We start from the raw sequence: 22,406 nt of genomic DNA, 5'->3' as shown, positions 1-22,406 counted from the left end.
GGATGCCGGTCACGCCGGGCGCAGCGCACCCGCCGCAGCGTCGAGCGCATCGCGGTCGACGGCGTAGTAGGCCCATCTCCCCCGCTGTTCTCGAGTGACCAGCCCGGCCTCGGCCAACAGCTTCATGTGGTGGGAGACGGTTCCCTGCGACAGCCCCACCGGCTCCGTGAGGTCGCAGATGCATGCCTCTCCCCCGTCGCCGCCGGCGATCAGCGACAGCAGCCGAACGCGCGTCGGATCACCCAGCGCCTTGAACACCCGCGCGATGCGCTCCGCCTCCTCGGCGGACACCGCTTCCGTCACCCGCGGTGCACAGCAGGCCGCGGTCGCCTCGGTCGTCAGGGGCACGCTCATGACAGCAGTCTGCCACGTATTGACAAACTTCGATACCTCCGTCATCGTGGGTCGCATCGACGTCTCTCGATGTGAGACGTTCCCCCGAGCCGAGGAGTACCTGTGTCCCTGCCCCCTGTCGTCGTGATCGGAGCGGGCCCCCAGGGGCTGGCGGCCGCGGCCCATCTGCGCGAACGCGGGCTCGAGGCGATCGTGCTGGAGCGCGGTTCCGGCCCCGGGGCCGCCGTGTCCGAGTGGGGGCACGTCCGGCTTTTCTCCCCCTGGGACGAACTGATCGACTCAGCAGCGGGCCGCCTCTTGGAGGGCGCCGGCTGGACTCGCCCCGGCGCGGGGTACCCGACTGGGGCGAACTGGGTCCAGCGCTATCTCGCGCCGCTCGCATCAGCGCTGGGCGACAGCGTCCGCTTCCGCACGACCGTCACCGGGGTGAGCCGGAGTGGGCGGGACAAGGTCGTCACCGCTGATCGCAGCACCCAGCCGTTCATCGTGCACACCCTCGACGCGCAGGGGAACGAGGACCGCATCCTCGCGCGCGCCGTGCTCGATGCGAGCGGAACATGGTCCCAGCCGAACCCCATGGGCGCGGACGGACTGCCGGCGCTCGGCGAGCGGACCGCCGGCGAGCGGGTCTCCTATCGGATACCCACGGATGTCGAGCGCTTCGCCGGCCGGCATGTGCTGGTGGTCGGCGCGGGTCACTCCGCGATCCATGCCGTCATCCGCCTGTCGGGCCTCGTCCGCCGCCATCCCGGCACCACCGTCACCTGGGCGCTGCGCCGCGTTGCCACCGACGCCGTCTTCGGCGGCGGGGAGGCCGACGATCTGGCGGAGCGGGCGGCCCTCGGCACCCGTGCGAAGCAACTGGTCGAGGACGGTCTCGTGACGCTCGTCACCGGCTTCCGCGTCGCGGCGATCCACGACACCGGGTCGGGCGCCACCGTCACGGCGGAGGACGGGCGCGCGGTCACGGATGTGGCCCACGTCATCGCCCTCACGGGCTTCCGGCCGGACACCTCGATCCTGTCCGAACTGCGCATCGACCTCGACCCTGCGCTCGAGGCCGTCGCCGGTATCGCGGACGAGATCGATCCTCACCTGCACTCCTGCGGCACGGTCGCGGCGACCGGCGCACGGCAACTAACCCAGCCCGAGGAGGGCTTCTTCATCGTCGGCGCCAAGAGCTACGGACGCGCGCCCACCTTCCTCGCCCTGACCGGGTACGAACAGGTGCGCAGCGTCGTGGCGCACCTCGCCGGGGACCACGAGGGCGCCGCACGCAACGAGCTCGTCCTCCCCGAGACGGGGGTCTGCGGGGGCTCCGCTTCCTTCGACGGCGGCGGATGCTGTGCCGCGCCCGTGCTGCAGATCGGCACCCGGGGGGCCGCCCCCATGGGCGCCTAGGGCACCACCGGACGGAGCCCTCCCCCACCGGACGGCCCCGTGGCGCTCAGCCGCGTACGTACTCGGCGAGATGCCTGCCGGTGAGGGTGCGCGCATCCTGTACGAGATCTGCCGGGGTGCCCTCGTACACGACCCGCCCGCCATCATGCCCGGCACCGGGGCCGATGTCGACGATCCAGTCGGCGTGAGCCATGACCGCCTGGTGGTGTTCGATCACGATCACCGAGGAGCCGGAATCCACCAATCGGTCGAGCAGCTCCAGCAGCTGTGCCACATCGGCGAGGTGCAGCCCCGTCGTCGGCTCGTCGAGCACATACACTCCCCCGCGCTGCGCCATGTGGGATGCCAGTTTCAGACGCTGCCGCTCCCCGCCCGACAGGGTGGTGAGGGGTTGCCCGATCGTCAGGTAGCCGAGACCGACATCCCCGAGCCTGCACAGGATGGCGTGCGCGGCGGGGAGCTTCGCCTCCCCGGAGCCGAAGAACTCCGTGGCGGCGGCCACCGACATCCCGAGGACCTCGCTGATGTCGCGACCACCGAGTCGGTACTCCAGAACGGACGCGTCGAAACGGCGTCCCTCGCAGACCTCGCACACCGTGGCCACCCCGGCCATCATGCCGAGATCCGAGTAGATGACCCCGGCGCCGTTGCACACGGGGCAAGCACCCTCGGAATTCGCGCTGAACAGTGCCGGTTTCACCCCGTTCGCCTTCGCGAACGCCTTGCGGATCGGTTCCAGCAAGCCCGTGTACGTGGCGGGGTTGCTCCGCCGGGATCCACGGATGGGGCTCTGGTCCACGCTGACGACCTCCGCGTCCGCGGGCAGGGATCCATGAATCAGCGAACTCTTCCCGGACCCGGCGACGCCGGTGATGACGGCGAGCACCCCGAGCGGGATGTCGACATCCACATCCTGCAGGTTGTTCCGCGACGCGCCCCGGATCGGAATGGAACCATGCGGCGAGCGGACCGCCGCCTTGAGCGGCGTACGGTCGCCGAGGTGCCGCCCGGTGAGGGTGTCGCCGGCGGTCAGGTCCTCGACCGTCCCCTGGAAGCAGATCTCCCCTCCCCCGGACCCCGCCCCGGGCCCGAGATCGACGACATGGTCGGCGATCGCGATGGTCTCCGGCTTGTGCTCGACCACCAGCACGGTGTTGCCCTTGTCCCGAAGCTGCAGCAGGAGTGCGTTCATCCGTTGCACGTCGTGCGGATGCAGACCTGCGGTCGGTTCGTCGAACACATAGGTGATGTCGGTGAGCGACGAACCGAGATGACGGATCATCTTCGTCCGTTGCGCCTCTCCACCGGAGAGGGTGCCGGCCGGCCGGTCGAGGGAGAGGTAGCCGAGGCCGATCTGCACGAAGGAGTCGAGCGTCTGGCCGAGCTTCTCCAGCAGCGGGCCGGCCGAGGGCTCGTCCAGCGACCGCACCCATTCCGCGAGATCGCTGATCTGCATCGCACACGCCTCGGCGATGTTCACCCCCGCGATCCGGGACGAGCGGGCGCCCTCGTTGAGACGGGTGCCGCCGCAGTCGGGGCAGGTGGTGTAGGTCACCGCGCGGTCGACGAACGCGCGGATGTGCGGCTGCATGGCCTCCCGATCCTTGGCGAGGAAGGACTTCTGGACCCGGGGCACCAGGCCCTCGTACGTCATGTTCGTACCGACGATCTTCACCTTCGCCGGTTCGCGGTACAGGAAGTCGTGGCGTTCGGCCTCCGTGTAGTCGCGAATGGGCTTGTCCGCGTCCAGGAACCCGGACTCGGCGTAGATGCGCACCATCCACCCGTCCGCGGTGTAGCCGGGCACGGTGATCGCTCCCTGGGACAGCGACAGGGTCTCGTCGTAGAGCTGGGAGAGGTCGATGTCGGTGACGCTGCCCATCCCCTCGCACCTCGGGCACATTCCACCGATGATCCGGAACGACGCCGGCACGGGCGTGCCGGCTCCCGCGCGTTCGACCTGCAGAGCCCCGGAACCCCGAGCGGAGGCCACATTGAAGGAGAACGCCTGCGGCGAACCGATGTGGGGTCGCCCGAGTCTGCTGAACAGGATCCGCAGCATCGCGTTGGCGTCGGTCGCCGTGCCGACGGTGGAACGCGCGTTCGCCCCCATCCGTTCCTGGTCGACGATGATGGCGGTCGTTAGACCTTCCAGCACATCCACGTCCGGGCGACCGAGCGACGGCATGAAGCCCTGCACGAACGCACTGTAGGTCTCGTTGATCATCCGCTGCGACTCCGCGGCGATCGTGCCGAACACCAGCGAGCTCTTCCCCGAGCCGGAGACACCCGTGAACACCGTCAGGCGGCGCTTCGGGATCTCCACGGTGATGTCGCGCAGGTTGTTCTCGCGCGCTCCGCGGACTCGGATGGTGTCGTGGGCATCGGCGATGTGCCGGGCGCCGCCGTCGGCGTTGTCGGTCATGATGGTCCCTCCGGTCCGCGCCCCGATCGTACGGCAGACCGGGGACAACGACGACGGCGCCCCGATGGAGACCCCCGGCTCAGGGGGTCGGCATCCCTCCGTTGACGTTCAGGGTCTCGCCGAGCACATAGCTGGATTCCGGTGATGCGAGGAAGACGTAGGCCGGTGCCAGCTCCGCGGGCTGTCCCATCCGGCCGAGCGGTGTCTCTTCACCGAAGACCTCGATCTTCTCCGGCGGCTGGCCGTCCGTCACCTGCAGCGGTGTCCAGATCGGGCCGGGTGCGACCGCGTTGACCCGGATGCCCCGGGGCGCCAGCTGCTGGGCGAGCGCTTTCGTGAAGGCGTTGATCGCGGCCTTCGTGGTCGCGTAGTCCACGAGCATCGGGGACGGACTGTACGCCTGGACGGAAGTGGTGTTGATGATGGTCGAGCCGGGCGGCATGTGCGGGACCGCCTCCTGCGTGATCCAGAACATCGCCGAGACGTTCGTGGTCAGCGTGTCGGCCAGCTGCTCGTCGGGGAGCGTCGTGATGTCCTCGTTGAAGATCTGCTTGCCGGCGTTGTTGACGAGGATGTCGAGACCGCCCAGCTCGGCCACCGCACGCTCGACGAGGGCGCGGCAGTGCTCCCGATCGCGGAGGTCGCCGGGCGCCGCGACGGCCCGCACTCCTGCCGCCTCGACGATCTGGACGATGCGTCGCGCATCCTCTTCCTCCTCGGGGAGGTAGGACAGCACGATGTCCGCGCCCTCCCGGGCGAAGGCGATCACCGTCGCCGCGCCGATCCCGGAATCCGCTCCGGTGACGAGCGCCCTGCGCCCCTGCAGGCGCCCGGTGCCCCGATAGGTGTCCTCCCCGAGGTCGGCGTGCGGAGTCAGCTCGGCGTCCAGCCCGGGTTCGGGTTGATGCTGCGTGCGGGGCTCGATGTCCGCGTAGAGCTGGGTCGGGTCGGTGAAGGTGTACTGGTCGCGCGTCATGGCAGTCGTCCTTTCGGTGTGTCTGGTCGGATGCGGGCGAGCTCGGACGGGTCCGGACTCGAGAACGTGTACGGGGCGAAGCCCCGGCCGACGCCCGCGATGCGGAAGATGGCGCCGCTCATCGGCCGGCGCTCGACGTCGGCGTCGCTCATGTTCTCCCGGGAGCTGCCGACGAGCAGGTGCTCGAGGCCCGGCCCGGCGAAGGCCACCGAGGTGACCTGCGGTGCGGGGAGCCGGATGCTGGAGCGCAGTTCCCCTGCACCGCTCCACTGCAGGACGACGCCGTCGCCGTGGACGGCGTTCCAGAGCGTGCCGTCCTCCGCCCGGGTGAGTCCGTCGAAGGAATGTCCCTCCAGGAGCGGCGTGAGTTCCCCGAGCGTGCCGGAACCGTCGTAGGAGGCGCGGTAGACGATGCCGACGGAGGTGTCCGTGAGGAGGAAGGTCCGCCCCTCCTGCACCCACTCCATCCCGTTGGCGATACCGAGTCCGCCGCGGAGCAGGGACAGTCCGTCCTCGCTCAACCGGTAGACCGCTCCCGCCGGCGGATGGCCGTCGGCGTCCATCGTGCCCACCACGAACGCCCCGAACGGATCGACCTTCCCCTCGTTGAACCGGATTCCGGCTCGGGGGTGGCGCACCTCCGCCAGCACCTCGCGCGGCCGACCGGCCGCATCCAGGGACAGGATGCGTTCTCCGGAGGTCGCGACGTATCCGCCGTCCGGGCCCGGCTGCACCGCCGAGACCGGTGCGTCGAGCGTCACCACGCGATCGTCCGAGCCATCGGTGGCGCCATCCCACCGCCCGCGGTGCACGGTCCCGGCGACGATGTCCACCCAAACCACCTCGTCGGTCCTCGGGTCCCACCAGATGCTCTCCACGAGAGTCGCCCCCGCGTCCCGGAACACCTCGACCGTCATGACCTCGCCTCGTCCTCGACGTCGCGAATGGTCAGTGCCGCGCTGATGAGCGCCAGGTGACTGAGCGCCTGCGGCAGGTTCCCCCAGAACGCGCCGTCGTCGGCGTCGATCATCTCGGGGAGGATCCCCACATCGTTGCCGCGCTCGACCAGTCGGTCCATCAGACGGGTGGCCTCCTCCACCCGTCCGACGCAGGCGAGTGCGGAGGCCCGCCAGAACGCGCATGCCACGAACGTGTGCTCCTCCTGGGCGACGCCGCTGTACCGGTAGACGAGGTCCCCATCGGCGAGTCCTCGCGTGATGGCGTCGATCGTGCGGGCCATCCTCTCGCCGCGGTCGAAGCCGCTCGGCGCGTGCAGCAGGACGGAGGCGTCCAGATCCGCGCTCCCCGGTGCCATCACATAGCTGCCGAGATCCTCGTCCCAGCAGTGCGCGCCGATCCACTCCCGGATACGTTCGCGTTCCGCCGCCCAGCGCTCGCCCGTACCGGGGACCTGCCCTCGCTCGCAGAGGTGCACGGCATCGTTCAGCGCCTGCCAGCAGCCCATCTTGGACGAGGTGTAGTGGCGCTCTTCCGGAAGCTCCCACATGCCCGAGTCCGGACTGCGCCACAGATCGCACACCTTGTCGGCCAGGACGGCGAGCAACCGCCCGGTGGCACGGTCCAGGATGTTCCCGGCGTCCACGTAGGAGCGGCAGACCTGGAACACGTCTCCGTACACGCCGAGTTGCAGTTGACCCTGCGCGGGGTTGCCCACCACCACCGGCCCGATGCCGCGCCAGCCGGGAGCCTCGCGCCGGTGCACCACGCTGGTGGGCGCGCCGTCCAGACCGTAGAACACGAAGGGGTCGGGACCGTGCCGGCGGATGGCGCGACTCAGCCACGACAGCGCCGCGTGCGTCTCCTCCCGCAGACCGAAGCGAACGAGACTGTGCACCGTGTAGGCGAGGTCTCGCACCCACGCCAGCCGGTAGTCCCAGTTCTTGCCACCCCGCCCCGTCTCCGGCAGAGAGGTGGTCGCCGCCGCCACGATGGCGCCGGACGGCGCGTAGATGAGGAGCTTGAGCGCCAGAGCGCTGCGATGGACGGCCGGCGCCCACGGTCCGTCGTAGGAGAACTCCTTCGACCACATCCGCCAGCTCGCGACCGTCCGGTCGATCCCCTCGTCCACCTTGGCCGGGTCCGGGACGCGCAACGGCTCGTCGTGCGTAGCAGCCACCACGAGCATGTGACGGGATCCTGTGGAGGTGCGGAAAGCCCCCCGGACGGCGACCCTCGTCCCTGCGGGCTCCGGGTCCTCCGCCCCGTGGTCTGCGCCCACGACGCCCACCGTGACGTCCCCGCAGCGGATCACCGCGCCGCGCTCGGTCATCTCCACCCAGGGCGAGACGGTTCCCAGCATCGTCCCCGGCTGCACCCGCCACGAGAACTCGACGTGCCCGCGCACCCCCTCCACCCGCCGCGCGAGCTCGCACCAGGGCAGCCGCCCCGCGACGCCGACCACGAGCGCGTCGGTGACCCGGGCCACCCCGTTCGCCGTGGTGAAGGTCGTCTCCAGCACATTCGTGCCCGGCAGATAGCGGCGGCGGATCCGGTACTCGCCTTCGGGTTCGAGCTCGATGCAGCCGCCGGCGTCGTCGTCCAGGAGGCGTGCGAACACCGGCTCAGCGGCGATGTCGGGCACGGGGAGCCAATCGATCTGACCGCGTCGTCCGATGAGCGCGATCGTCCGGCCGTCACCGATGGCCGCATACGAATCGAGCGGCTCCCCTGCCGCGTCGGGGGCGGAGTTCGGGTCGGAGATCACCGTTCCACGCTAAGGATCCTGGCGACCGGTGCCGCGACCCTTGTGCAGAACGACCGCCGCGTGTAACGGACTGCGGCGACTATCACCTCCCCCGCCGCCTAGCAAGGGCGAGGTCGCCGTCGGGGCCGTCGTCCTAGCGTGGATCCCGTCCCGAACGAAGGAGTACCCCGATGGCCACGAAGACCGCATCCACCGCCGGTAAGGCATCCGGCGACGCCCCGACGAACCGCCGACGCCCGGCACGCGGGGGCTCCGGCGCCGAGCTCACGAAGGAGCAGAACGCGGAGCGCGGGTTCCGCGCCACGGAGGAACTCAGCGACAATCTGCAGCGGGTCCTGGTGGACCTCATCGAACTGTCACTGCAGGGCAAGCAGGCGCACTGGAACGTTGTGGGGACGAACTTCCGCGACACGCACCTGCAGCTCGACGAGATCATCGAGGCGGCCCGCACGTTCGCGGACACGGTCGCCGAGCGCATGCGTTCGCTGCATGCCCTTCCGGACGGACGCAGCGACGTCGTCGCGCAGACCACGACGCTGCCGGAGTTCCCCCAGGGTGAGATCGCGACGACCGAGGTCATCGACCTGATGACCGAGCGGCTGGATGCGGTGACCGGCACCTGCCGCGAGGTGCACGACGAGGTCGACGAGGCGGACCCTACGAGCGCCGACATCCTGCACGCGGTCCTGGAGCGTCTGGAACAGCTCTCCTGGATGGTGAGCGCGGAGAACCGCGTCCCGCGCAAGAACAAGAAGTAGACGAACCGTTCCCGGCGAAGCGCCGTCCCGATGGGGGCGGCGCTTCGCCGTGTGGCGCACGCGCGGATGTACCACCTCCCGCGCCGACGCCGCGCTAGGGTGAGCACACTCTCAGCCTCATCACAGAAAAGAGCGCTCGCCATGTCAGACGTCTCCTTCGAGAAAACAGCCGTCAACGGCATCCGCACGGCTCTGGGGGTCGGCGGCGTCATCGCCCTCGTCGTCGGTGTCCTCATCCTCGTGTGGCCGTTGAAGACCGCTGCGGTGGGCACGGCCATCATCGCCGTCTACGCGATCGCGACCGGCCTCGTGTACGCCGGACTGGCCATCTTCTCCAAGACCCGCGGCGGGTGGGCACGGGTGGGCTTCATCGTCCTGGGCCTGCTGTTCATCGCCGCCGGCATCATCGCCCTCGTCAATCTGACGGACACCACGGTCTTCCTCGCCCTCTTCGTGGGCATCTTCCTCGGCATCACCTGGATCGTCGAGGGGGTCGTCTCGCTGACGACGCTGAGCGACGCCGGGTCGAAGGGCTGGACCGTGTTCTTCGCGATCATCAGCATCCTCGCCGGAATCGTCCTGCTGTTCTCGCCGCTCTACGTGGCGTTGCTGTGGGTGTTCGTCGGTGCGTCGCTGGTCGTCATCGGGATCATCCAGGTCGTCCGGGCCTTCACGTTCGGCAGCGGCGACTGACCGAGCCCCTGCCATGACGAAGCGCCCGGGCCGCGAAGGCCCGGGCGCTTCGTCATGGAGCGGGCTACTCCGCGACGAACGAGCCGGTGTCCCCGACCAGGCGGGTGTTGTCGGCCGGCACCGGGTCCAGGGCGGCACGTGCGACCTCCGCAGCGAACTCCGCCACGTTGTAGAGCTTGCCGGCGTCCTCCCGCCGGGAGGCGATCGCACCGGGGTTGGCACGCTCGAGCAGCGTGGCCGTGATGGTCCCCTCGATCATGTCGCCGGACACCACGGTGAGGCCTATCCCGCGCTCGGTGAGCTCCGGGATGAGCTCGCGTAGGGCATCCTCGCCGGCTCGCTTCGAACGCGCGACCGGCTCGTACTCCGGCATCGTCGGAGTGGTGCGGATGAAGTGGGCCTGGTGGCTCGTGACGAACACCACGCGGGCGCCCTCCGTCATGAGCGGGAGAGCGTTCTCGAGGACGCGCACCTGCGCGTCGCGGTTGAGGATGAGCGCGTAGTCCTCCGCCATCCCGCTCTCCATTCCGCCGGAGGCGTTCAGGACGAGGATGTCGAGCGAACCGAATGCCCGCTGCACCTCGGCGAACAGGGCGGCGACGGAGTCCGGGTCGGTGAGGTCCGCCCCCACGACGAGCGCCTGCACACCCAGTCCGCGCAGCTCCGCGGCGAGCTTCTCGGCGCGGGGGGCCTTGTTGCGGAAGTTGATGACGACGTTCGCGCCGGCCTGCGCGAAGTAGCGGACGGTGTCCGCGCCGATGCCGCGGGACGAACCGGTGACGAGGGCGGTCTTCCCGGCCAGCGAGCCGGGTTCGAGCGGGGTGAGGTGTTCGGGCACGGAGACTCCAGATGTCGAGGGGCGCCGGACGACGCGCGCCGGGCGTGGGAGGGACGACGACGCCCTCCGACCCTACCAATCACGTGCCACCCGGCCGCGTGGGCGGGTAGCGTCGGATGGCGTGACCCACCCCTTCTTCCTCGACGCGCCCCTCCCCCGCGTGCTCGCACACCGCGGGCTGGTGACCCCCGATGCGGACGGCATCGCCGAGAACTCCTTCGCCGCCGTGGCCGCAGCCCACGCCGCGGGGGCGACCTACGTCGAGTCGGACTGCCACGTGACCCGTGACGGGGTCGTGGTGCTGTTCCACGACTCGGATCTCTCCCGTGTCACCGGGGATCCACGCCCCATCGCGGAGGTGACGTCGGGAGACCTCGAGCGCATCATGGGACCGTTCGGCGGGCTGATCACCCTGGAGCAGGCACTGGAGGCCTTCCCGCAGCTCCATTTCAACATCGACGTCAAGGCGCCGGGCGCCGCCGTCCCCGCCGGGACGATCGTCGCCGCCCACGCGGAGCGGGTGCTCCTCACGAGCTTCTCCGACGACCGGCGACGACGCGCGCTCGCCGCGGCCGCCGCCCGACGTCCGGGCCTGCTGCCGGCCACCTCGCCGGGCTCCGGCTCGGTCGCCCGTATCCTCGGTGCCGTCGCCACCCGCTCAGCCCGCCTCACCGTGCGCGCCCTGGCCGGGCTCGACGCGCTGCAGATCCCCGAGCGCCGGGGGGCGCTGCGGGTCCTCACGCCGAGGCTCGTCGCCGCGGCGCATCGGGCCGGGGTCGAGATCCACGTGTGGACGGTGAACGATCCCGAGGAGATGAGCCGGCTCGTCGCGGCCGGTGTCGACGGGATCGTCACCGATCGGGCGGACCTCGCTATCGAACGATTGCACCCTCGGGCCTGAGCATCATCTGTGAGTTCCGACCGGGTGGGCTCCCTTCGGATGATCCTCTCAACTCGACGCGTTATACCGAGAGATACACGCGACGAGAGGACCACAAAATGGCAGACCGCAGTCTCCGCGGCATCCGACTCGGCGCCCAGAGCCTACAGAGCGAAGAGGGCGTCGTTTTCCATGAGCGCACACAGCACACCTACGTGTGCAGCGTCTGCGGTAAAGAGTCCACACTGACGTTCGCCGCCGACGCAGAGGCCCCCCAGACCTGGGAATGCCGCACCTGTGGCGGCGAGGCCGTCCTGCGCGTCGGTGGCTCGACCGTGACGGTGGACCACAGCGACCAGAAGGCCGCCCGCACCCACTGGGACATGCTGCTCGAGCGTCGCACCATCCCGGAGCTCGAAGAGCTCCTCGAGGAGCGGCTCGCCTTCATCCGCGAGCGTCGTGGTGCCGGTCAGGACGTCACGAAGAAGAAGACCGCCTGACGATCAACGCGCGGCGCCGTTCCTCTGACGGGACGGCGCCGTTTTGCGTTCCGGCGACACCCCCAGGCGGGCCAGTAGCCCCACGGCCCCGAGCGCGAGAAGGCTTCCCCAGCCCAGCACGACGTGCACGCCCGGCCCGATCACCATGGCGGGCGTCAGCCCGGTACGCAGCGGGACGTCGGTGAGCATCGCCCCGGCCTCGTCGGCGGCCAGCCCGTCGATCACGGAGCCGTCGGGTGCGATGACCTGACTCGTGCCGACCGTGGAGATGTTCACCACCGCACGTCCCGTCTCCACCGCCCGCATCCGTGCGAACGCGAGCTGCTGCAGGTTCTCGTCGGTGCCACGGAAGTCGGCGTTGTTCGTCTGGAACATGAACACCTCGGCGCCGGCGTCCGCAGCGGCCCAGATGACGTCGTCGTAGATGACGTCGAAGCAGATCGCCAGGCCCACCGCCACGCCGTCCACGTCGAACACGGGAACCGTCCTCCCGGGCGTGTACTCGCGTCCGATCAGACCGATCAGGTCGGGCGCCAGTGCCTCGAAGACCGGTCGATCGGGGACGTACTCGCCGAACGGCACGGGGTGGATCTTGTCGTAGGTCTGGACGGCGCCCTCGCCGGCGCGCCAGAGGATCGATGTGTTGAAGAACTCGTCCCCCCGCGTCGTCGCGGCGTTCACGATCAGGGGCGCGTCGAGTCGTTCGGACAGCGCGTCCAGGGTGGCGGCGGTCGCAGCCCTGGCGGTCGGGTCGGAATCTATCCCACCCTCCGGCCACAGCAGCACGTCCATGTCCTCACCGATGAGCGGGACGGTCGCCGACAACTGAGCGTCCAGCAGGTCCCCCGCTGCGCGCTGATCGAAATAGCCGGCCGGTCCGTTCCCCTGGACGGAGCCGACGCGCATGCTGCCCGCCGCCGTCGTCGGGAACGCGGGCACCACGATGAGAACGAGCAGAAGCCCGACGGCGGGCAGCGCCGTGCGCAGGTCCCGGGCCCGTCCGAGCCGGACGTACTCGATAGCCGCGGCGCAGAAGAGGACGACCAGGAACGTGAGCCCGGACATCCCCACCCAGGAGGCGACCGGGGCGAGGGGGCCGGAAACCTGCGTGACCCCGATACGGCCCCACGGGAACCCGCCGTACGGCCACGAGCCCAGCCACTGTTCCCGCAACGTCCACAGCCCCGCGACCAGCATCGGGAGGACGATGAGCCGGCCCCAGCGCCCCGGGAGCACCCGCGGCGTCCAGCGATAGGCCCACATCAGCAGGAGTCCGGCGACCGCGGTCAACGCCGCCTCGAGCAGGGAGAGGGCGAGCCACGGAACCGGCCCGAGATACCGGGCGGTGAAGGACACGTTCACGAGGAAGAACGCCGCACCGTAGAGGAAACCCACCAGCAGCGCACCGCCCCAGCGCCGGCCGATGATCGAGATGAGGCTGAGCGGGACGGCCAGGAACACCATCGGCCACCAGCCCACCGCGGGGAAGGCCAGTGTCATCAGCAGGCCGGCGGCGACCGCGGCGAGGGAGGCGGCCCACAGCGGCAGCAGCGGGCGGTCTGAGGTCACCTGCCCAGCCTAAAGGCGCGGGGCTGCCAGAGCGCTCAGACGGCCGTGTAAGCGACGATCCCGCGACGCACGGCGTCCAGCGCAGTACGCGCCGTCGATGCGAGCGGCGCGTCGGCCACCAGCGACAGCTGGTCGAGCAGATCGATCGTCTGCTTCGCCCATCGCACGAAGTCCCCCGCCGCCATGTCCGCCTCGAGGAGTACGCGGTCGAGCAGGGAACCCCGCGCCCACGAGTACATCGCCTGCGACAGCCCGATCGCGGGGGGCTCCGACCCGGGCAACCGGTGGTCCTGTTCCAGGTCGTCGAGCCGCTGCCAGAGCGCCTCGGTCTCGCTCAGCGCGACGCGGAACGCTCCCCGCGGAAGGCCGCGCTCTCCGGCGCCGGCCTCGTCCCGCCGCGGTTCATAGACGAGGGCGCAGACGAGCGCCGCGAGGGACGGCGCATCCAGTCGATCCCAGATGCCGGTGCGGATGGATTCCGCCACGAGAAGATCGCGTTCCCCGTAGATACGGCGCATCGTCCGGCCGGCGGCGGTGAGCACGGTGGTGCCGTCCTCCTCCACCCGGACGTAGTCGAGCTCCGTGAGCACCTCGACGACGCGGTCGAACACTCGCGCGACGGTGCCGGTGCGCGCCTCGATCTGGGAGCGCATCTTGTCGACCTGACGCTTGAGCTTGCGGTGCCGTTCGGCCCACCGCGCGTGCTGCTCGCGGTCGGGGCAGGAGTGCGCGGGGTGGCGCTGCATCCGACGTCGCAGCGACTGCAACTCGCGCTGCCGGGCATCCCGCACCGCCCGCGGGGCGGTGGCGTCCTTGCGGTTCAGCTTCTCCAGGTCGCTCAGGGAGCCGCGGATCTCCGCATACTCGGCGAAGTCGCCGCGGTCGCAGGTCATCGCCGCCGCGTACCCGGCCAGGGACTCCTCGGCCGCCTTCACCTGGCGGGCGAGACCGACGACCGCTCGGTCGGCCTGGAACTGGGCGAACGAGGACTCCAGGATCTCGCGGGCACGGCTCCGGCCGAACTGGTCGATGAGGTTCACGGCCATGTTGTAGGTCGGGCGGAAGCTGGAGTTGAGCGGATAGGTCCGCCGCGACGCGAGTGCGGCGACCGCCTGGGGGTCCATCCCCTCCGTCCACTGCACGACCGCGTGCCCCTCGACGTCGATCCCCCGCCGTCCTGCGCGTCCGGTGATCTGGGTGTACTCGCCGGAGGTGATGGCGACACGCGCCTCCCCATTGAACTTCTCGAGCTTCTCCAGGACGACGGTCCGCGCGGGCATGTTGATGCCCAGCGCGAGCGTCTCGGTGGCGAACACCACCTTCACGAGCTTCCGGCGGAAGAGCTCCTCCACGATCTCCTTGAACGCGGGCAGCAGCCCCGCGTGATGCGCCGCCACCCCGCGTTCCAGGTTTTCGCGCCACTCCCAGAACCCGAGAGCGGCGAGGTCCTCCTCCGGCAGGGCCCGGGTGTGCTCCTCGACGAGTTCCCGGATCTCCCGGCGTTCCGGCGCCGTGGTCAGGCGCAGACCGGAGCGACGCACCTGCTGGACGGCGCCGTCGCAACCTGCACGGCTGAAGATGAAGAAGATGGCCGGGAGGAGATTGGCCCGTGCCAGCAGGTCGATGACCTCAGGACGGTCGATACGTTCCGCCCGGCGTGCCGCGGCGGGCCGCAGGGGGCGCTGTCCGCCCTTGTGCGGCCGGCGATGCTGCCCGTCCGAACGGCGGTTCTGCATCGCCTGCCGGTTCTGCTCGAACGTGCGGCCGTTCGCGGACCGGATCCGCATGAGCTCCTGGTTCACCTGGGCGGTCGCGACCCCCGCCCGGTCGTCGAAGAGCGGGAGCAGATCCCCGCGCACGAGCACATGCTGCTCGAGCGGCACCGGCCGGGTCTCGGAGACGATGATGTCGGTGTCGCCGCGCACGGTGTCCAGCCAGTCGCCGAACTCCTCGGCGTTGGACACGGTCGCCGACAGCGACACGAGGCGGACGTCGGCAGGGAGGTGGATGATCACCTCTTCCCACACGGCACCGCGGAAACGGTCGGCGAGGTAGTGCACTTCGTCCATGACGACGAACCGCAGATCCCGCAGCGCCGACGAGGACGCGTAGAGCATGTTGCGGAGCACCTCGGTGGTCATCACGACGATCCGGGCGTTGCCGTTGATGTTCGTGTCGCCCGTGAGCAGGCCCACGTTCTCGGCGCCGTACACCTCGACGAGTTCGCGGAACTTCTGGTTCGACAGCGCTTTCATGGGCGTCGTGTAGAACGCCTTGTCCCGCGGGGTCGTCATGGCCAGGTGGATGGCGAACTCGCCGACGATCGTCTTGCCGGCTCCGGTGGGCGCCGCGACGAGGACGCTGCGGCCCTCCTCCAACGACTCGCATCCCTCGATCTGGAAGGGGTCCAGGGTGAATCGCTGCATGGCCGCGAACGCCGCGGTCTCCGGATGGCGCTGTGCACTCGTGGCGCGCGCATACCGCTCCGCGGGGCTGGGCGTGCTCATCAGGGTGTTCCGTCCAGCAGAGCCGCGTCGCGCTTGCGGCGTCGGCGATCGAACAGGAGGGAGAGCGCGGCGGCGGCGAAGTAGAGGACGGTCATGATCCCGGCCAGCAGCAGCATCGACGCGACGTCGGCGGCCGGCGTGGCGAGGGCGGAGAAGATGACGGAGATGAGGATGGCCACGCGCCACCCCTTCAGGATCGCCAGCCCGCTCATCACTCCGGCGAGGTTCAGCGCGACCAGGAAGACCGGCAGGACGAAGGCGATCCCCACCACGATGAGCAGCTTGAAGACGAAGTCGTAGTAGTACGCGGCGTCGTAGAACGACGCACCGCCGTCCGGGACGAACGAGGCCATCAGCTCGACGATGTGGGGCATGATCACCAGCCCGACGTAGCAGCCGGCGAAGAACAGCGGCACCGCCGCGGCGATGAAGCCCCAGGTGTACCGGACCTCCTTCTTCGTGAGCCCGGGCATGACGAAGGCCCAGATCTGCCACATCCAGATCGGCGCGGAGAACATCAGGCCGATCGCGAAGGACATGCGAAGACGAAGGTCGAACGCCGAACTGACCGTGCTGAACATCAGCTCGACCTTGGCGGCGTCGCCGTCGCGTTCGGCGATCGTCCGGATCGGTTCGGTGATCAGGTGGATGATCGGGTCGGTCACGAAGAAAGCGACGACCATGCCCACGACGAGCGCGAGCGCAGCGATCATCAGCCGCTTGCGCAGCTCGATCAGGTGTTCGCCCAGCGTCATCCGTCCGTCGCGGCGCGACGGGTCGCGTCGACCCACGCGGGAGCGTCCGACGGTCGTCACAGACGGCTAGCGCTGCGGAGAGTCGGTCCCGTTCGGCCGGGACGAGGAATCGCCGAGGACCGTCGTGCCGAGCTGCGGGTCAGCGGAGGTGGAGGGGGCGGTGGCGTCATCGGCCGCGTCGTCCTTCTTCATCTCCTTGATCTCGCCCTTGAAAACACGGGCGGACTGGCCCAGGCTCTTGGCGAGGGCAGGGAGCTTGGCCGCGCCGAACAGCAGCAGGATGACCAGGAGGATGACGAGGAAGTGCCATCCGGTGAGTCCTTGGAGCATGTTCGCATTCCTTCCGCGGGCGTGACGTCCAGTCTAACCCCTGCGGCCGGAGCCCGCCCGAGCGCCGCTCAGCGGGTCGCGTACTGCGCCAGACCGGCCTCCGCCCACTCCACGGCGGCGCGCCGAGCGGCGAGGGGTTCGAGGATCTCGACGTCCCCACCCCGCCGTGCGGCCAGTCGGCGCAGACTGTGCTCGTCCGCGACGCGCATCGTCGCGACGCACATGCCCTGACTCGTCTCGAGGGTGGCGTGGTCGAGGTAGTCCCCCAGCAGAGGGGCGACCGATTCCGGGAAGCGGATGCGGGCGATGACGTCGAAGGCGTCCGGGTCGAACAGAGCGGGCAGCGGTTCCCCGGCGTGCTCGATCGGGGTGTCCGTGAGGGCGAGGTCGCTCACGCGGTCGAGGTGGAAGGTGCGCATACCCTGGCGCAGGTGGCACCACCCCTGCAGATACCACTGGGCATCGGCGATGTGCACCTTCACCGGATCCACGGTGCGCGTGGTGGGCTCGGCATCAGGCGCCTTGTAGGTGAAAGACACGGCCACGCCGGTGCGCAGCGCCGCATCCACGGTCTCCCGGGCCGAGTCGACGGGGGCGGGCGCCACGATGACGTCGGCCGGAGCGGCTCCGGCGCCGCGGGCGAGTTTCGCGAGGAGACCGGTGACGATCTCGCTGTCCACGAAGCCCGGCAGGGATCCGGTCAGCTGAAGCCCGGCGAGCAGGGCGGCCGCCTCACGGGCGGTGAGCCGCGGGGCTTGCTCGAGTCCCACGGTGTGGGTGAGGGCGATCCTGTCCTGCTCGTCCAGCAGATCCCAGTCGATGTCGAAGAGGTCGTTCGGAAGCTGCCAGTATCCGCCGTCGCCGGGACGGCCGATGACCGTCAGCTTCTCGACCATCTCGCGCATCTGCGCGGGCGACACCTCGAAGGCGGCCGCCGCCTCCGATACGGACACGTCTCCGCGCTCGAGGAGGTAGGGCACGAGCTGCATGATGAGCGCCGCCCGCTCGGTAGCGGGGAGATGGCGCGCCGCGTTCATCGCTCGCCCCCGTTGCGGTCCCGGACCGCGCGCAGGCGGTCGATGACCAGTTCGCGCAGGCGCTCGGGCTCCACCACCCGGACCTCGGGTCCGTAGGAGGCCAGCTCGTCCGCGAGGACGTGCACGTCGACGTACGGCACGCGCAGTCCTTGCGCGGCCGGGGTCGCGCGGCGGCCCAGGCGCAGCGCGGCCTCCGTTCCCGGGTGCACCTCGACCAGCGCCGTCTGCGAGAGCGCGAGTGCACGCAACCCCTGCAGGGCGCGCTCCCCCGCGCCCGCACGCAGGGCCGGATCGAAGGACTCCCGCGTCGGCGTCACGGCATCGGTGATGCGGGACAACAGGAAGGTGCGCTCGGCATCGGCGTCCACGTCGAAGCCGAGCACGTGCCACCGCGCCTCGTACTCCACCAGGGCGAGCGGGCGCACGCGGCGCATCCGTGGCGTGCGCTCACCCGGCTTCAGATAGGGGAAGGTGACCGCCCTGGCCTGCTCGATGGCGCGCTGCAGGGGCGCGAAAGCGTGGTCGCGGACGCTGATCCGCGGGGCGTAGCCGATGATCCGCTCGTCCACGGTGTTGCCGAGCGCCCGGATCTTCCGGAGCCCGCTGCGTGCCTGATCCGACATGGAGCTCTCGCTCCACACGCTGCCGGCGAGGTTGAGCAGGGCGATCTCCGCCGCCGTGAACCGGATGTCGGCGGGCAGCGCGTACTCGGCCGTCGGCACCCGGTAGCGCGCCTCGCGCAGATCATCCGGGTCGGCATAGTCGCCGAGGGTCTCGATGGGAACGCCGAGACCGCGCAGGTTCTCCTTGTCGCGCTCGAACATCTTCTCCAGCGCGTCCTTGGAGGCGCCGGATTCGGACTGTTCCCGGTAGCCCGAGACCGACGACAGGATGGTCTCCTTGGTGAGTCCCTGTTCGGTGGCCATGAGGGCCACGACCAGGTTCACCAGACGCTCCTCGGGTGCGCTGCGCACGGCGTCGTTCTTGGGCACCTGCCCATCCTAGGCCGCGGTGCGCGAGGCGGTATCAGCCCGCGGGAGAGTCGACGCCGAGGATGTCGATCACGTAGACATCGGCGCCGGCATCGGCCCCTTCGCCGTTGGGGACGATGATCATCAGCTGGGACCCGACCGGCTGACCGATCAGCGCGTTGACGATGACGTCGTCGCCCTCGGTGATCGGCAGCGGCTGCGGCGAGTCGTCCCAGGTGGTCTGCGAGACCCGCTCCGTCACCCAGTCGACCGAGAGGTAGTTCAGCCGCGCGACGTCGCCGGGAGCGAGGACGGGACCCTCACCCTTCTTGAGCACCTGCACGACCGGCTCGGTGGGAGCGGCCGCATCCGGGATGGTGATGCCGGGGCGTCCCGCGGGATCCCGCACCACCGACGGGAGCCCGTGGCTCTCGTTGAACTGGTCCGCGCCGTTCGCTGCGGACAGGTACACCTTCTGGAGATCCACGACGGCCACGACGGATCCGCCGCCGGCCTTGGCGACCGGCACGGCATCGGCGAGCTGCTCCGGGGAGAAGGACACCGCGATGCGGGAGCCCTCACCCGCGCACAGGAGCGCATCCGCCAGACCGGGGACCGACGAGTCCCACAGCGCCACCGTGCCGACGGCGGCCTCGCCGTCGTACCCCTGGGTGACGAGGGTGCGACCGGTCTCACCGTCCACGAGGGTGATGCCGATGTCGACGAGCTGGTTCGCATCGACCACCTGGGTCCCCTCGCCCGTGACGATGTCCGCGTAGCGGAGCCCGGCCGAGGTGAAGGGGGTCGGCACGGACACGTCCGGGACGCTCTCCCCCTCTCCGCTGACCGAGATCAGGTTCGCGAGGTTGCCGGGAACGGTCTGCCGGTCGCACGTGGGGGTCTGGACCGAGGAGCAGCCCACGAGGGCGACCGAGACGAGTCCGAGGGCAGCGACGGCGGCGGGGAGTCTACGCACCGGATCAGTCTATGCGCTCGGCTCGGGCTGCCCGATCTCTCCGGCGGTCCCCGCTGCGGCCTTCGCCGCCTCCGCCGCCCGCTGTGCTTCGCGCACCCGCTTGCGGAGGTTCTTGTCCGTGATCTGCCGGTCCCCGACCGCCCCGGGTGTCCAGAGCTCGACGTCCTCGTCGCCGTAACTCGTCTTCGAGGCGCGTCGCTTCTGCTCCGGCGCGACCGCTCCCGGGGCCAGGCGCCGTGCGGTGAGCAGGAAACCCGTGTGGGCGACCATCCGGTGATCCGGTCGCACCGCGAGCCCCTCCACGTGCCAGCCGCGGACCATCGTCTCGTTGGCCTCGGGCTCGGTGAACAGACCCGTCGCCCGCAGGTACTCGGCGACCCGGCTCAGCTGCGTCGCGGTCGCGATGTAGCAGATCACGACACCACCGGGCGCGAGCGCCTCGGCGACCACGTCGATGCACTCCCACGGGGCGAGCATGTCCAGGACGACGCGATCGACGCTGCCGGGAGCCATCGTCTCGGGCAGTGCCGAGACGAGGTCCCCGACGATGAGGTCCCAGTTCTCCGGACGCTCGCCCAGGAAGGTCTCCACGTTCGCGCGCGCCACCTCCGCGAAGTCCTCGCGCCGCTCGAACGAGACGAGGCGGCCGGTGCCGCCGATCCCTCGGAGGAGCCATAGCGCGAGGGCGCCGGAGCCGACACCCGCCTCCACGACCACGGCCCCCGGGAAGACGTCCGCCTGCGCGAGGATCTGCGCGGCGTCCTTGGGGTAGACGATCGCCGCACCACGCGGCATCGACATCACGAAGTCGCGGAGGAGCGGACGCAGCGCGAGGTACTCGTGCCCTCCGCTGTTGGCGACGACCGAACCGTCCGGCAGACCCACCAGGTCGGCGTGGCGCAGCACCCCGTGGTGCGTGTGGAGTTCGCCGTCCTCACGCAACGTGACGGTGTGCAGCCGGCCCTTGGGGCCGGTCAGCTGCACCCGGTCGCCGATTCGGAAGGGGCCGCGCGGCGCGGCGATGGTTCCGCTCACTGGGCGGGGTCCTCTCTCGGATGCCGGGTGTGCCCGGCGTGGAATTCCGCGATGTCCGCGGCGCTGCGACCGCTGAGGGTGGGCCAGAGGCCCGCCGCTCCCGATCCGGTCAGCGAGACCATGTGCGGGACGCCGAGGGCGACGGTCCCGGCCGCGACGGCCGAGCGCAGGCCGTTCGGGGAGTCCTCGATGGCGACCGTGTCCGCGGGTGCGACGCCGAGCGCCGCACAGGCCTGCAGGTAGGGGTCGGGGAAGGGCTTCGGCCGGGCGACGTCGTCGCCCGCGATGATGAGGTCGAACGCGTCGAAATCGATCAAGTCGACCACCGTGCGGGCCATCCGGCGCATCGACATCGTCACGATCGCGGTCTTGACCCCCGCGGCACGCAACTGCGCGAGCAGTTCCCGGGCGCCGGGGCGGAAGGGGACGCCCTGTTCGCGGAGTGAGGTCATCACGCGTTCGGTGAGCAGATCGACGATCTCCGCCACCGGGAGTCGCACCCCCGCCTCCTGCAGGATCCTCGCCGCGTCCTCCAGACCGAGCCCGACCAGTCCGAGCGCCTGCTCGTGGGACCAGGTGCCGCCGTAGGACTCCACCAGCGGGCGCTCCGCTGCCATCCAGTACGGTTCCGTGTCGACGAGGGTGCCGTCCATGTCCCAGAGGACGGCGGCGGGAAGGGGGGCTGTCACTGTCCCATGCTAACGAGGCGCGGATCGGAGCCCGTGCACCGGCGCCGCGGGACCGCCCCTCGCCTATCCTGGAGTGGACCGCTTCGCGGGCAGGAGGAGGATCACGTGGAAGGACTGGGGCGCCGGGTACTGGTGGCCGCCTTCGACGGCTGGAACGACGCCGGCGAAGCCGCGTCCTCCGCCCTCGCACTCCTGCGCGAGCAGGGCGAGTACGAGACCGTCTTCTCCGTCGACCCCGAGCTGTACTTCGACTACCAGTACACCCGGCCGCACGTCGCGCTCGACGCGGACGGCCAGCGGTTCATGAAGTGGCCGGAGACGACGCTGATGCGGCCGGTGACGCCCACCCGCGGCACCCAGTTGTGGCTGCTGAGCGGTGTCGAGCCCGCACGCGCCTGGCAGGCTTTCGCCGCCGAGATCGTCGACGTCGCCCTGCGTGAGGACATCACCGGGATCGTCGCGCTCGGCTCGATGATGTCGGATGTGCCGCACACCCGCCCGATCTCGGTGTTCGCCGGCAGTGACAGCGAGGTACTGCGCACGTCGCTGGACCTCGAGCGCAGCACCTATGAGGGTCCGGTCGGCATCATGAGCGTGCTCGCGCACGTCGCGGACGCCGCCGGCATCCCCTCCGCGAGCCTCTGGGCGAGCGTGCCGCACTACGTGGCCGGGCACACGCCGTCGCCCAAGGCAACGCTCGCGCTCCTGGACCGGCTGGAGGACATCACCGGCGCCAAGGTGCCCCGCGCCGACCTCGCGGCCGAATCCACCGCGTGGGAGGAATCCATCAACGCGGCGGCCGCCGACGACGAGGAGATGACGGAGTACATCCGTCAGCTCGAGCGCACCCGCGACACCTGGGACTCCCCGGAGGCGTCCGGCGACGCGATCGCCCGCGAGTTCGAGCAGTACCTGAAGCGTCGCGGCGACGGACCGTCCAAGCCCGGGCGGGACGACCCGCGCCGCTGATCCGCCGCGGTCGCGGAC

General features: G+C 70.2%; 21 protein-coding genes. 6 read left to right on the top strand and 15 right to left on the bottom strand.

The window, feature by feature from the left end:
- Positions 1-9: 9 nt before the first annotated feature.
- Positions 10-354, bottom strand: coding sequence for an ArsR/SmtB family transcription factor (locus F6J84_RS07640; RefSeq protein WP_150972714.1), 345 nt, complete (start codon positions 352-354; stop codon positions 10-12).
- 102 nt (positions 355-456) lie between these two features.
- Between F6J84_RS07640 and F6J84_RS07635 the strand changes: the two genes are divergently transcribed.
- On the top strand, positions 457-1,755 hold the full coding sequence (locus F6J84_RS07635; RefSeq protein WP_150972712.1) for an NAD(P)-binding domain-containing protein: 1,299 nt from the start codon (positions 457-459) through the stop codon (positions 1,753-1,755).
- 46 nt (positions 1,756-1,801) lie between these two features.
- Here F6J84_RS07635 and F6J84_RS07630 read toward each other — a convergent pair whose 3' ends face one another.
- The 4 genes from F6J84_RS07630 to F6J84_RS07615 all read right to left on the bottom strand — a co-directional run bounded on the left by F6J84_RS07630 (position 1,802) and on the right by F6J84_RS07615 (position 7,881).
- Positions 1,802-4,180 carry an ATP-binding cassette domain-containing protein gene (locus F6J84_RS07630; protein WP_150972710.1) on the bottom strand — a complete coding sequence of 793 codons (2,379 nt, stop codon included), beginning with the start codon at positions 4,178-4,180 and terminating at the stop codon, positions 1,802-1,804.
- A 79-nt stretch (positions 4,181-4,259) separates the two neighbouring features.
- Positions 4,260-5,156, bottom strand: a complete 897-nt coding sequence (locus tag F6J84_RS07625; protein ID WP_150972707.1) for a glucose 1-dehydrogenase — start codon at positions 5,154-5,156, stop codon at positions 4,260-4,262.
- Positions 5,153-6,073 (bottom strand): SMP-30/gluconolactonase/LRE family protein, encoded by a 921-nt coding sequence (locus F6J84_RS07620; protein ID WP_150972705.1) that lies wholly within the window; start codon positions 6,071-6,073, stop codon positions 5,153-5,155. Before F6J84_RS07620 ends, F6J84_RS07625 begins: the two co-directional genes overlap by 4 nt.
- Positions 6,070-7,881, bottom strand: coding sequence for a glycoside hydrolase family 15 protein (locus F6J84_RS07615; RefSeq protein WP_420846188.1), 1,812 nt, complete (start codon positions 7,879-7,881; stop codon positions 6,070-6,072). Before F6J84_RS07615 ends, F6J84_RS07620 begins: the two co-directional genes overlap by 4 nt.
- A gap of 170 nt (positions 7,882-8,051) precedes the next feature.
- Between F6J84_RS07615 and F6J84_RS07610 the strand changes: the two genes are divergently transcribed.
- Positions 8,052-8,639, top strand: coding sequence for a Dps family protein (locus F6J84_RS07610; RefSeq protein ID WP_150972703.1), 588 nt, complete (start codon positions 8,052-8,054; stop codon positions 8,637-8,639).
- A 141-nt stretch (positions 8,640-8,780) separates the two neighbouring features.
- Positions 8,781-9,332: an HdeD family acid-resistance protein gene (locus F6J84_RS07605; RefSeq protein WP_150972701.1), complete on the top strand. Its 552-nt coding sequence runs from the start codon at positions 8,781-8,783 to the stop codon at positions 9,330-9,332.
- A 64-nt stretch (positions 9,333-9,396) separates the two neighbouring features.
- Here the strand turns inward: F6J84_RS07605 and F6J84_RS07600 are convergent, their stop codons facing one another.
- On the bottom strand, positions 9,397-10,170 hold the full coding sequence (locus tag F6J84_RS07600) for an SDR family oxidoreductase (RefSeq protein ID WP_150972698.1): 774 nt from the start codon (positions 10,168-10,170) through the stop codon (positions 9,397-9,399).
- 121 nt (positions 10,171-10,291) lie between these two features.
- On the opposite strand from F6J84_RS07600, the gene F6J84_RS07595 reads away from it, so the two are divergent.
- Both F6J84_RS07595 and F6J84_RS07590 read left to right on the top strand, forming a co-directional pair.
- Entirely contained in the window at positions 10,292-11,071 is a 780-nt protein-coding gene (locus tag F6J84_RS07595; protein WP_150972696.1) for a glycerophosphodiester phosphodiesterase family protein, read from the top strand.
- 98 nt (positions 11,072-11,169) lie between these two features.
- Positions 11,170-11,550, top strand: a complete 381-nt coding sequence (locus tag F6J84_RS07590; RefSeq protein ID WP_150972694.1) for an RNA polymerase-binding protein RbpA — start codon at positions 11,170-11,172, stop codon at positions 11,548-11,550.
- Between the two features lie 3 nt (positions 11,551-11,553).
- Here the strand turns inward: F6J84_RS07590 and lnt are convergent, their stop codons facing one another.
- The 9 genes from lnt to F6J84_RS07545 form a co-directional block, all read right to left on the bottom strand.
- Positions 11,554-13,050, bottom strand: coding sequence for an apolipoprotein N-acyltransferase (gene lnt / locus F6J84_RS07585; RefSeq protein WP_150974737.1), 1,497 nt, complete (start codon positions 13,048-13,050; stop codon positions 11,554-11,556).
- A 104-nt stretch (positions 13,051-13,154) separates the two neighbouring features.
- Positions 13,155-15,626 (bottom strand): DEAD/DEAH box helicase, encoded by a 2,472-nt coding sequence (locus tag F6J84_RS07580; protein WP_150972692.1) that lies wholly within the window; start codon positions 15,624-15,626, stop codon positions 13,155-13,157.
- Positions 15,626-16,381, bottom strand: coding sequence for a twin-arginine translocase subunit TatC (gene tatC / locus F6J84_RS07575; protein WP_150972690.1), 756 nt, complete (start codon positions 16,379-16,381; stop codon positions 15,626-15,628). The genes F6J84_RS07580 and tatC overlap by 1 nt, the downstream gene beginning before the upstream one ends.
- A 66-nt stretch (positions 16,382-16,447) precedes the next feature.
- The gene (gene tatA, locus F6J84_RS07570; RefSeq protein WP_150972688.1) at positions 16,448-16,711 is read right to left on the bottom strand and encodes a Sec-independent protein translocase subunit TatA; all 264 of its coding nucleotides are present in this window, start codon (positions 16,709-16,711) and stop codon (positions 16,448-16,450) included.
- A 68-nt stretch (positions 16,712-16,779) separates the two neighbouring features.
- Complete coding sequence (locus F6J84_RS07565) at positions 16,780-17,748, bottom strand: helix-turn-helix transcriptional regulator (protein ID WP_150972687.1); 969 nt, start codon at positions 17,746-17,748, stop codon at positions 16,780-16,782.
- Positions 17,745-18,740 (bottom strand): helix-turn-helix transcriptional regulator, encoded by a 996-nt coding sequence (locus F6J84_RS07560; RefSeq protein WP_420846187.1) that lies wholly within the window; start codon positions 18,738-18,740, stop codon positions 17,745-17,747. Before F6J84_RS07560 ends, F6J84_RS07565 begins: the two co-directional genes overlap by 4 nt.
- Positions 18,741-18,774: 34 nt before the next feature.
- A complete protein-coding gene (locus F6J84_RS07555) occupies positions 18,775-19,695 on the bottom strand; it encodes an FKBP-type peptidyl-prolyl cis-trans isomerase (protein WP_150972685.1) in 921 nt (306 codons plus the stop codon).
- 9 nt (positions 19,696-19,704) lie between these two features.
- A complete protein-coding gene (locus F6J84_RS07550) occupies positions 19,705-20,730 on the bottom strand; it encodes a tRNA (adenine-N1)-methyltransferase (protein WP_150972683.1) in 1,026 nt (341 codons plus the stop codon).
- Positions 20,727-21,419 (bottom strand): HAD family hydrolase, encoded by a 693-nt coding sequence (locus F6J84_RS07545; RefSeq protein WP_150972681.1) that lies wholly within the window; start codon positions 21,417-21,419, stop codon positions 20,727-20,729. Before F6J84_RS07545 ends, F6J84_RS07550 begins: the two co-directional genes overlap by 4 nt.
- A gap of 105 nt (positions 21,420-21,524) precedes the next feature.
- Here F6J84_RS07545 and F6J84_RS07540 point away from each other — a divergent pair, with 105 nt between their 5' ends.
- Complete coding sequence (locus F6J84_RS07540; protein ID WP_150972679.1) at positions 21,525-22,388, top strand: PAC2 family protein; 864 nt, start codon at positions 21,525-21,527, stop codon at positions 22,386-22,388.
- The last annotated feature ends 18 nt before the right edge of the window (positions 22,389-22,406 follow it).

This window comes from Microbacterium caowuchunii (assembly GCF_008727755.1).
Taxonomy (GTDB): Bacteria; Actinomycetota; Actinomycetes; order Actinomycetales; family Microbacteriaceae; genus Microbacterium; species Microbacterium caowuchunii.
Note: the sequence above shows the minus strand (reverse complement) of the source record. Positions and strands in the feature narration are given on the sequence as shown.